The sequence below is a fragment of the Burkholderia sp. WTPI3 genome (genome assembly GCF_021483755.1).
Classification (GTDB): Bacteria; Pseudomonadota; Gammaproteobacteria; order Burkholderiales; family Burkholderiaceae; genus Burkholderia.
On sequence record NZ_JAGIXF010000147.1, the window covers coordinates 1 to 9,454 of the forward strand.

7 protein-coding genes and 1 pseudogene are annotated in these 9,454 nt (G+C 66.0%); 6 read left to right on the top strand and 2 right to left on the bottom strand.

Annotated elements, in window-relative coordinates; genetic code table 11:
• Positions 1-305 (bottom strand): GntR family transcriptional regulator (locus J7024_RS35160; RefSeq protein WP_234745917.1); only part of this gene is annotated, 305 nt, incomplete at its 3' end.
• Positions 306-414: 109 nt separating this feature from the next.
• Here J7024_RS35160 and J7024_RS35165 point away from each other — a divergent pair.
• The 5 genes from J7024_RS35165 to J7024_RS35185 all read left to right on the top strand — a co-directional run bounded on the left by J7024_RS35165 (position 415) and on the right by J7024_RS35185 (position 6,571).
• On the top strand, positions 415-1,512 hold the full coding sequence (locus J7024_RS35165) for an ABC transporter ATP-binding protein (protein ID WP_175760220.1): 1,098 nt from the start codon (positions 415-417) through the stop codon (positions 1,510-1,512).
• A gap of 78 nt (positions 1,513-1,590) precedes the next feature.
• Positions 1,591-2,637 carry an ABC transporter substrate-binding protein gene (locus J7024_RS35170; RefSeq protein WP_124826417.1) on the top strand — a complete coding sequence of 349 codons (1,047 nt, stop codon included), beginning with the start codon at positions 1,591-1,593 and terminating at the stop codon, positions 2,635-2,637.
• 99 nt (positions 2,638-2,736) lie between these two features.
• The gene (locus J7024_RS35175) at positions 2,737-4,002 is read left to right on the top strand and encodes an ABC transporter permease (RefSeq protein WP_234745918.1); all 1,266 of its coding nucleotides are present in this window, start codon (positions 2,737-2,739) and stop codon (positions 4,000-4,002) included.
• Between the two features lie 61 nt (positions 4,003-4,063).
• Positions 4,064-4,900, top strand: a complete 837-nt coding sequence (locus J7024_RS35180) for an ABC transporter permease (protein WP_098553010.1) — start codon at positions 4,064-4,066, stop codon at positions 4,898-4,900.
• A gap of 240 nt (positions 4,901-5,140) precedes the next feature.
• Positions 5,141-6,571, top strand: a complete 1,431-nt coding sequence (locus J7024_RS35185) for an MFS transporter (protein ID WP_124826415.1) — start codon at positions 5,141-5,143, stop codon at positions 6,569-6,571.
• 76 nt (positions 6,572-6,647) lie between these two features.
• On the opposite strand, the gene J7024_RS35190 is transcribed toward J7024_RS35185, so the two are convergent.
• Entirely contained in the window at positions 6,648-8,387 is a 1,740-nt protein-coding gene (locus J7024_RS35190; protein ID WP_124826414.1) for a S53 family peptidase, read from the bottom strand.
• A gap of 682 nt (positions 8,388-9,069) precedes the next feature.
• Between J7024_RS35190 and J7024_RS35195 the strand changes: the two are divergent.
• A pseudogene (locus tag J7024_RS35195) lies at positions 9,070-9,454 on the top strand (type VI secretion system Vgr family protein); the annotation flags it as partial.

The following is a 9,454-nucleotide window of genomic DNA, read 5'->3' on the forward strand; positions in this document are numbered from 1 at the left end:
GGCGCGGCGCCCGGCGCGGGGATCGCGGCGGCATCCGGGCGCGTATCGGCGACATAGGTGCCGCTGCCGGTCGTCGTCAGCACGTAGCCTTCGGCCGTGAGCTGGTCGTACACGTGCAGCACGGTATTGCGGGCGATCGACAGGTCGGCCGCGAGCGTGCGCGAACTCGGCAGTTTTGTGCCTGGCCCCAATTCCCCGGTCAGGATGGCTTGCTGCATCAGTTGCAGCAATTGCCGGTACATCGGCTCGGGCGAGCTGCGGTCGATACGGGCGGAGAGCCAGTCGGCGACGATCACGGTGTCCAAAGTGGTTCCACTCGGAATATTGAAATGGTTCCCTATTGTAGAACCGTATGCGCCGTATAGTGGCTCGCATCTCGAAAATGATTGTCGCGCAGCAGGGGAGACAGCCACGATGAAGTCCGATGATGTGATCGTCAGTTTTCGCGGTGTGCGGAAGACCTACGACGGCGAGACGCTGGTCGTCAAATCGCTCGACCTCGATATTCACCGGGGGGAATTCCTGACGCTGCTCGGGCCGTCGGGCTCGGGCAAGACCACATGCCTGATGATGCTGGCCGGCTTCGAATTTCCGACCGGCGGCGAGATCCGGCTCGACGGCGAACTGCTGAATACCGTGCCGCCGCACAAGCGCAACATCGGCATGGTGTTCCAGAACTACGCGCTGTTCCCGCACCTGACGGTCGAGCAGAACGTCGCGTATCCGCTGACGGTGCGCAAGCTGTCGGCGGCCGAGCGCGCGGAGCGCGTCGCGCATGCGCTGAAGATGGTGCAGATGGAGCGCTTCGCGAAGCGCTATCCGGCGCAGTTGTCGGGCGGTCAGCAGCAGCGCATCGCGCTTGCCCGTGCGCTCGTGTTCGAGCCGAAGCTCGTGTTGATGGACGAGCCGCTCGGCGCGCTCGACAAGCAGTTGCGCGAACACATGCAGTACGAACTGAAGGCGTTGCACGAGAAGCTCGGTGTGACGTTCGTCTACGTGACGCACGACCAGGGCGAGGCGTTGACGATGTCCGATCGTGTCGCCGTGTTCGACAAGGGCATCGTGCAGCAGCTCGACACCGTCGACCGCCTGTACGAGTCGCCGTGCAACGAATTCGTCGCGAACTTCATCGGCGACAGCAACCGGCTGCGCGGAACCATCGCGCGCGTCGACGGCGAATTCTGCGAGTTCAGGCTCGGCGACGGCACCACGCTGCGAGGCCGCCGCATCGGCGATGCGGCCGAAGGCGCGTCGGCCGTCGCATGCATCCGCCCCGAGCGCATGAGCCTCGCGAACGGGCACGCACCCGTGAGCGGTGCGGCCAACCGCGTGGCCGGCGAAGCTCGCAGCCTCATCTATTTCGGCGATCACGTGCGCATGCGTTGCGCACTGCCTGGCCAGGACGAATGTTTCGTGAAGGTGCCGCTCGGCACGGGCGCGCTCGACGCGTTCTCGCCCGGTGCGCCGGTGTCGCTCGCATTCGCGCCCGAGCACCTGCGCGTGTTCGCGTAACACATGGTTTCCCCGGTTTTCCGCAGCACGTCGTCAACAACAACTGCCCACTTCCACCACGAGAGGAGAGGAACCACCATGAACCGAGCAAGCTTTACCGCACGTCGCACCGCGGTCGCACTGGCGCTCGCCGCTTTCGGCGTATCGGCCACGGCGGCCGAACTCACGGTCGTCAACTTCGGCGGCGCGAACGGCGACGCGCAGAAGGCCGCGTTCAACCAGCCGTTCGAGAAGGCGACCGGCAACAAGGTCACGGCCGTCGAATACAACGGCGAGCAGGCGAAAGTAAAGGCAATGGTCGAGGCGAAACACGTCAACTGGGACGTGGTCGAAGTCGAATCGGGCGACCTGAACCGCGGCTGCGACGAAGGGCTGTACGAGAAGCTCGACTGGTCGAAGATCGCGAAGAAATCCGATCTGATTCCTGAAGCGCCGCAGGTGTGCGGCGTCGGCTTCTTTGTGTGGTCGACCGCGCTGTCGTACAACGCGGACAAGCTGAAATCGGCGCCCACCGGCTGGGCCGATTTCTGGAACGTGAAGAAATTCCCCGGCAAGCGCGGGATGCGAAAGGGCGCACGCTACAACCTCGAGTTCGCGCTGATGGCCGACGGCGTCGCACCGAAGGACGTATACAAGGTGCTCGCCACGAAGGCCGGCCAGGACCGCGCGTTCAAGAAGCTCGACGAGCTGAAGCCGAACATCCAGTGGTGGGAAGCCGGCGCGCAGCCGCCGCAGTTCCTGGTCGCCGGCGATGTCGTGATGTCGACCGCGTACAACGGCCGCATCGACGCCGCGCAGAAGGAAGGGAAGAACCTGAAGGTCGTGTGGAACGGCAGCATCTACGACCTCGACTACTGGGCGATTCCCAAGGGCTCGCCGAACAAGGCGCTCGCCGAGCAGTACATCGCGTACACGCTGACGCCGAAACCGCAGAAAGGGTATGCGCAGCACATCGCGTACGGCCCCGCGAACGTCGCGGCGATCAAGTCGCTCGACGCGAAGACGCTCGCGAACCTGCCGAACTCGCCGGCCAACGGCAAGAACGCGGTGCTGGAGGATATCGGCTTCTGGACCGACCACAGCGACGAGCTCGAGCAGCGCTTCGCCGCGTGGGCGACGAAGTAACCGTTTAGGGATCCTGATGCAACCGGCCGCGCGTCGCGCTGAACGCGTCGCGCGGCATTCCGCCGGATCGCGCCCGGCCGGAGAGAACCGTTGAACACGATGACGATCGCTCCTTCCTCGCCGTCGACAGCCGCGCTCAAGCGCGAACTGAAGGCCGCCGAGGCCCGCAAGCGCACGATGGCGCTGCTGCTGATCGTGCCGCTTGCGATTTTCCTGTTGCTCATCTTCGTCGTGCCGATCGGCACGCTGCTCACGCGTGCGGTGCAGAATCCGGAGATCGCGACCGCGCTGCCGAACACGATCGCCGCGCTGTCGGGCTGGGACCGCAAGACGCGGCCGTCCGACGCCGCGTATGCCGCGCTCGCGGCCGACATGACGAAGGTCGCCGACAGCGAGGCGATGGGCGCGCTTGCGCGGCGTCTGAATACCGAGATTCCCGGCTATCGTTCGCTCGTCGCGAAGACGGCGCGCGCTATGCCGCTGAAGGACGACAACGATGCCGCAGCCGCAGCGCTCACGCCCGCACAGACGCGTGCGAAGTTGATCGACCTCGATTCCCGCTGGGGGGACGTCGCATACTGGCAGTCGATCGCGAAGAACGGCAGCCAGCTGTCGCCGTTTTACCTGCTTGCGTCGCTCGACCACAAGCAGGATGGCTTCGGCCACATCGTGCAGGCCGATCCCGACCAGTCGATCTATCTCGCGATCTTCGGCCGCACGTTCGTGATCGGCGTCGCGGTCACGCTGTTCGCGCTGCTGCTCGGCTATCCGCTCGCGTACTGGATCTCGACGCTGTCGGAGCGCCGCGCGAACCTCGTGATGATTCTCGTGCTGATTCCGTTCTGGACATCGGTGCTGGTGCGCGTCGCCGCGTGGATCGTGCTGCTGCAGAGCGAAGGGCTGATCAACAAGGCGTTGATCGGCAGCGGGCTGATCTCGCATCCGCTGACGCTGCTGTTCAACCGCGTCGGCGTATACATCTCGATGACGCATATCCTGCTGCCGTTCATGATCCTGCCGCTCTACAGCGTGATGAAGTCGATTCCGCCGACTTACCAGCGCGCGGCCGTGTCGCTCGGCAGTCATCCGTTCGCCGCGTTCTGGCGCGTGTACGTGCCGCAGACCTATCCGGGCATCGGCGCGGGTGCGCTGCTCGTGTTCATCCTCGCGATCGGCTACTACATCACGCCCGCGCTGCTTGGCGGTCCGAACGACCAGATGGTCAGCTATTACGTCGCGTACTTCACGAACGTGACGATCAACTGGGGCATGGCGTGCGCGCTCGGCGGCCTGCTGCTTGCCGCGACGCTGGTGCTGTATGCGGTGTACGGACGCTTCACGCGCACGAACGTGAGCCTCGGCTGAGCGTCGCGCCCGGCATGAGGCACGAAAAACGAATACGCAATACAGGAAGGGGATGCCGATCATGAAACTCGCCAGGCCGCTGTTCGCGCCGCACATGTCGTTCGTCGAGCGCGCGTGGTACGTCGCGTTGCGCGTGCTCGTCGTGCTCACGCTGCTATACCTGATCCTGCCGGTGCTCGCGATCGTGCCGCTGTCGTTTTCGTCGAGCACGTTCCTCGTCTATCCGATTCCCGGCTTTTCCACGCGCTGGTACGAGAACCTGATCGCGTCCGACGAGTGGCGGATGGCTGCGAAGAACAGCTTCATCGTCGCGCCGTCGGCGACCATCGTCGCGACCGTGCTCGGCACGCTCGCCGCAATCGGGCTCACGAAGGCGAACTTCCGCGGCAAGGCGCTGCTGATGGCCGTGCTGCTGTCGCCGATGATTGTGCCGGTCGTTGTGGTCGGCGTCGGCATGTACTTGTTCTTCGCGCCGCTCGGGCTCGCGAATACATACACGGGCCTGATCGCCGCGCACGCGGCGCTCGGCGTGCCGTTCGTCGTCACGACGGTCGCCGCCACGCTGCAGGGCTTCAATTACAACCTCGTGCGCGCCAGCCTGTCGCTCGGCGCGAATCCGGTGACGACGTTTTTCCGCGTGACGCTGCCGGTGATCGCGCCGGGCGTGATGTCGGGCGCGCTGTTCGCGTTCGCGACGTCGTTCGACGAAGTCGTCGTCACGCTGTTCCTCGCGGGCGCGGACCAGACGACGCTGCCGCGCCAGATGTTCACCGGGATCCGCGAGAACATCAGCCCGACGATCGCCGCGCTCGCGACGATCCTGATCATCTTCTCGACGAGCCTGCTGCTCGCGCTCGAATGGCTGCGCGGACGCAACGCGCGGCGCGCGGTGTCGTAACGGCGCGCAGACGCAACGTTCGGCGTATCGATCGTTGCGTCCCCAACGACACGGCGCACCCGGTGTGCTGCGCCAAGGCTTTCGTTTTGCTGACTGACGACGCACTTGCCTGCACGTTCGATGCGGCTCTGCAACAATACGGTTCGCGGTGCAGCGCGTTCCGTTCCTGCCGCACGGAGCGCCCGTCGCCGCGCCGCTCAATCCGCGACGCTGCGCGTCGCTCGTCAGACGAGCCTCATCTTGTCCGAATTCGCTTCTTCCGCCGCAGCCCGTGAGCCGGCCGTCAACTGGCGCGCGATGTCCGCCGTGCTGCTCGCCGTCGCGCTCGCGACGCTCGACACAGCGATCGCGAACACCGCGCTGCCCGCGATCGCCGCCGACCTGCACGCGTCGCCGGCCGCGTCGGTATGGATCATCAACGCGTACCAGCTCGCCATGGTCGCGACGCTGCTGCCGTTCGCGTCGCTCGGCGACATCGTCGGCCACAAGCGCGTGTATATCGCCGGCCTTGCGGTGTTTACGCTTGCGTCGCTCGGCTGCTCGGTCGCATCGACGCTGCCGCAGCTGACGGCAGCGCGGATCGTGCAGGGCTTCGGCGCGAGCGCGATCATGAGCGTGAACGTCGCGCTGATCCGCAACCTGTTTCCCGCGCACCGGCTCGGGCGCGGCGTCGGATTCAACGCGCTCGTCGTCGGCGTGTCGTTCGCCGTAGGGCCGACGATCGCGTCGCTGATCCTGTCGGTCGCCGCATGGCCGTGGCTGTTCGCGGTCAACGTGCCGCTCGGCGTGGTCGCGCTCGCGGTGGCGATCCCGTCGCTGCCGCAGACGGCGCGCGGCAAGCATGCGTTCGATCCGCTCGCCGCGCTGTTCAACGTAATCACGTTTGCATCGCTGATCTTCGCGCTCGGCGAATTCGCGCAGCGCGGGCCGCTTTCCGTCGTGTTCGCCGCCGCCGCCGTCGCGCTCGCATTCGGCTGGCTGCTGATTCGCCGCCAGGCCGGGCACCCGGCGCCGATGCTGCCGGTCGACCTGTTTCGCCGCCCGGTGTTCACGCTGTCCGCGCTGACGGCCGTGTGCGCGTTCGCCGCGCAGGGGCTCGCGTTCGTGTCGCTGCCGTTCTATTTCGAAACCGTCCTGCATCGCAGTGCGGTGGAGACCGGCTTCCTGATGACGCCGTGGTCGGCGATCGTCGCGCTCGCCGCGCCGATCGCGGGCCGGCTGTCCGACCGTTATCCGCCCGGATTGCTCGGTGCGATCGGGCTTGCGCTGCTGAGCGCGGGGATGGTGTCGCTTGCCGCGCTGCCGGCGGCGCCGGGCGTCGTCGACATCGGCTGGCGGATGATGCTGTGCGGCGCGGGCTTCGGCTTCTTCCAGTCGCCGAACCTGAAGGCGCTGATGTCGAGCGCGCCGCCCGAACGCAGCGGCGGCGCGAGCGGGATCATCGCGACCGCGCGGCTGATCGGGCAGGCGACCGGCGCCGCGCTCGTCGCGCTGTCGTTCGGGATCGCGGGGCGGCACGGGCCGACGCTCGCGCTCATGCTCGGTGCGGGCTTTGCCGGCGCCGCGAGCGTCGCGAGCGGGCTGCGGCTGTTCGCGCCGTCGCATCGGGCCGGTGCGCCCGTCGCGTCGGCGCCGGTGAAGGAGCACGCGACGGAGCGGGATTCCGCGTGAACCTGGTGCCGGATAATCGCGGGGCAGGCGCGCGATGCAACACCACCGCGCGCCGTCATGTCAAATCACATCTCGCTCAGAAGCCGCCCGTCTGGATCAGCTTGTTGAGGTTCGAGATGTTCAGGCTGCCGAAGCCGGTCGGGTAATCCCAGCCGGTGCCTGCGGTGTAGCCATACCCCTGATAGCCGTTGTTTCCCGATACGACGTCGTAGCGCACGAGCGACGGGTTCGACGGAATGTCCGCATAGAACTTCGCGGCCGGGAAACCGAGGCCCGTGCCGTTCGCCGCGAGCAGGCGTGCCCAGAAGCCGGTGAAGATCGGTGCGGCTAGGCTCGTGCCGCCGATCTGCTGAAGCTGGCCGTAGTTGTAGATGTATGCGCCCGTGCTCTGAGCGGCGTCGAACGACACGTCGGGCAACCGACGGTTGCTGCCCGGCTGCCACGACGGTGCCGGCAGGATCGAGCTGACGCCGCCACCCGTGGCCCATAGCTTGCCGTTGCTGTCGAGGCCTTCGTTCCAGACCGTTTCCTTCGAGAATGCGCCGGCCGAGGTCGTGTACAGGGTCGTGCCGCCGATCGCGAGCACGTGCGGCGACGCGGCCGGCCACGACACTGTGTAGTTTGCGCCGTCCGGATAGCCGCGGTTGTTGCACTCGTACACGCCTTCGTCGCCCGACGACACCGAGAATGTCTGGCCTTGCGCGGCGGCCGTCGTGAAGATCTGTTCCTCGGCATCGAGCGTGCCGTCCGCGCTCGCATCGGTTTCGCACCAGCCGAGCGACACGTTGATCACCTTCGCGGTGTTGTCCGACACTGCACGGTTGAACGCCTGCGTGAGCCCGGTGTTGCCGGCCGCGTTCAGGTCCGCCATGTAGAACACGAGCTTGCCGACCTGGCCGCCGGCCGAGCCGACGATCGACTGGCTGTCGAGATCCCATTCGCCCTGGCCGTCCTGGTCGTCGCTGTAGCTGCCGGTCGTGCCGGTGCCGTTGGTCTTCACGGTCTGGGTCGCGACCGTGCCGTAACCGTTGCTGGACGTGAACTGCTTCAGGTCCTGCAGCGTCTGCGAGACGCCGCCGATCGTGACGATCCCGACCGTCACGCCGGCCGCGGTCGGCACTCCGGTCGCGTTGTAAAGGCCCGGGAATTCCTTCGGATAATGGCCGGTGGCCGTGCCGGCCGCAAGCGTCTGCGGCTTAGCGACGTTGCCGATGCGCAGCATCGGCCGTGCGCGTGCAACGTTCTGCAACCCCAGCACCGAGCCGACGACGTCGCCGAGCGCGCGCGGCACCTGTGCGGTCGACGCGTTCGCGAAGCCGGAGCGGCCCGCGTACTGGAAATGCACGAGCGATGTGTTGAACGCGGTCTTCACCGTGCCGGCCGTGCCGTGCGCGGACACCAGCAGCCGGTTCGGCGCGACCTCGATGTTCACGAACCCGCTCTTGCGCAGATAGTCGACGACCGACTTCACCTGCGCTTCGGTCGGCGCATAGTTCGCGAGGAATTGCTCGGGCGTCAGATACTGGCGGTAGTGTGCGCTGCCGGGCCGGTTCACGTCGCGCGCCAGTTGCTTGAGTTGCGCGGCATTACGCAGCTTCAGGCTGACGACGACGTTCGTCGTTTCGCCGGCCGCGAGTTCGAGCGACGGTGCCGCGCTGCGCGCCATCAACTGCGGGCCGGTCAGAAAGGCCTTGGTGTGGGTGTCGACCCAATCCGTCGTCGCGTGCGCGGCACCGGCCACGAACACGAGCGGCCACGCGTACGCGAGGCGGCGGGGCGACGGAAGGGGAAGGGCAAACCGGGCGTTCCTTTTCATCGGGAGTCCTTTTTAGGAGAGACGACGTTGCTGGAGCCCATAGCCCTTGTGGGGCCGCGAGCGGTGACGAGCGTAGGGCGTCGGCGCCGTTCAGGTAGCTGCCAGTTTCCATAGCTGTCAGTTCTGACATCGATGCACGATGCCGCATGTGTCGCGCGGCGCCAGCGGAGGGTGGCCGCCATTGGCGAGGGAACCGGTTCGCGGCACCGCGACAATGCGGCACGTGACGTTCGTGCGCGTAAATCGTTCGCCATCGCGCCGAAATGCGCGCGATGACGCGCGGACGAATGCGTAAGCGCATGATTTGCGATCGGCCGCGACCGCAGGCGATGTCGCACTATGTGGTCAAACGAAGCGAGGTGGCCTGGGGCGGGTGCGCGGTTGCATGGAAAAGGCGCCGACTGGCCGCCTGCACATCCCGAATTGTGGAACAACGCGTCGTGTAGTCTTTCGGACTGCTTTCGATTGCAAGGGCGCCGCCGCGAATTAGAGCAAAGATTCGAAAATCGGGCGAACCTGCGTCAGCGAAACACGGAATCCATTTCCGCTACATCGGGATGTCAAACCGATTCGGGGTTGCGAATCCAGTTTTTTGCCAATTTCAGATTCGTCCTATGGCGACTTGGCTCCCTTCCTAGCTAAAGTCGCGTGGTCTATTCCGCAAACGTTTCCGGAGGATTGATTGACCCCGAGCACGGCCGATCCGGATACACCCGCACGCGCGGGCGTCGACATCCACCAGTTCTACAGTCTCGATATCAAGGGTGCGCCCGCTGCCGCGCTGGCGGACGTCTACGAGTTCGCCGGGGCACGCGGAATCGGAGAGCCGACGAAGTACACGATCCGGTTCACGCACCCTCGCCATGACCTGTCCCGCACTGACTTCCTGAAACGGATCGGTGCGTTCGTGATCCAGCCGCCGCCGCGTGACCAGTGGAGCCAGCCTGAAAGCGCACGTCGCGTGCAAGGCGTGGTGACGGGGTTCGCCCTTAAAGCGACCAACCGCGATCAGTCGTTGTACGAGATCGTGCTGGAGTCGCGTCTGGCGCTGTTGCGCAATGCGCCCA

Coding starts and splice junctions, on each gene's coding strand:
- J7024_RS35165 (WP_175760220.1), top strand. CDS start 415: ATGAAGTCCGATGATGTGATCGTCAGTTTTCGCGGTGTGCGGAAGACC.
- J7024_RS35170 (WP_124826417.1), top strand. CDS start 1,591: ATGAACCGAGCAAGCTTTACCGCACGTCGCACCGCGGTCGCACTGGCG.
- J7024_RS35175 (WP_234745918.1), top strand. CDS start 2,737: ATGACGATCGCTCCTTCCTCGCCGTCGACAGCCGCGCTCAAGCGCGAA.
- J7024_RS35180 (WP_098553010.1), top strand. CDS start 4,064: ATGAAACTCGCCAGGCCGCTGTTCGCGCCGCACATGTCGTTCGTCGAG.
- J7024_RS35190 (WP_124826414.1), bottom strand. CDS start 8,387: ATGAAAAGGAACGCCCGGTTTGCCCTTCCCCTTCCGTCGCCCCGCCGC.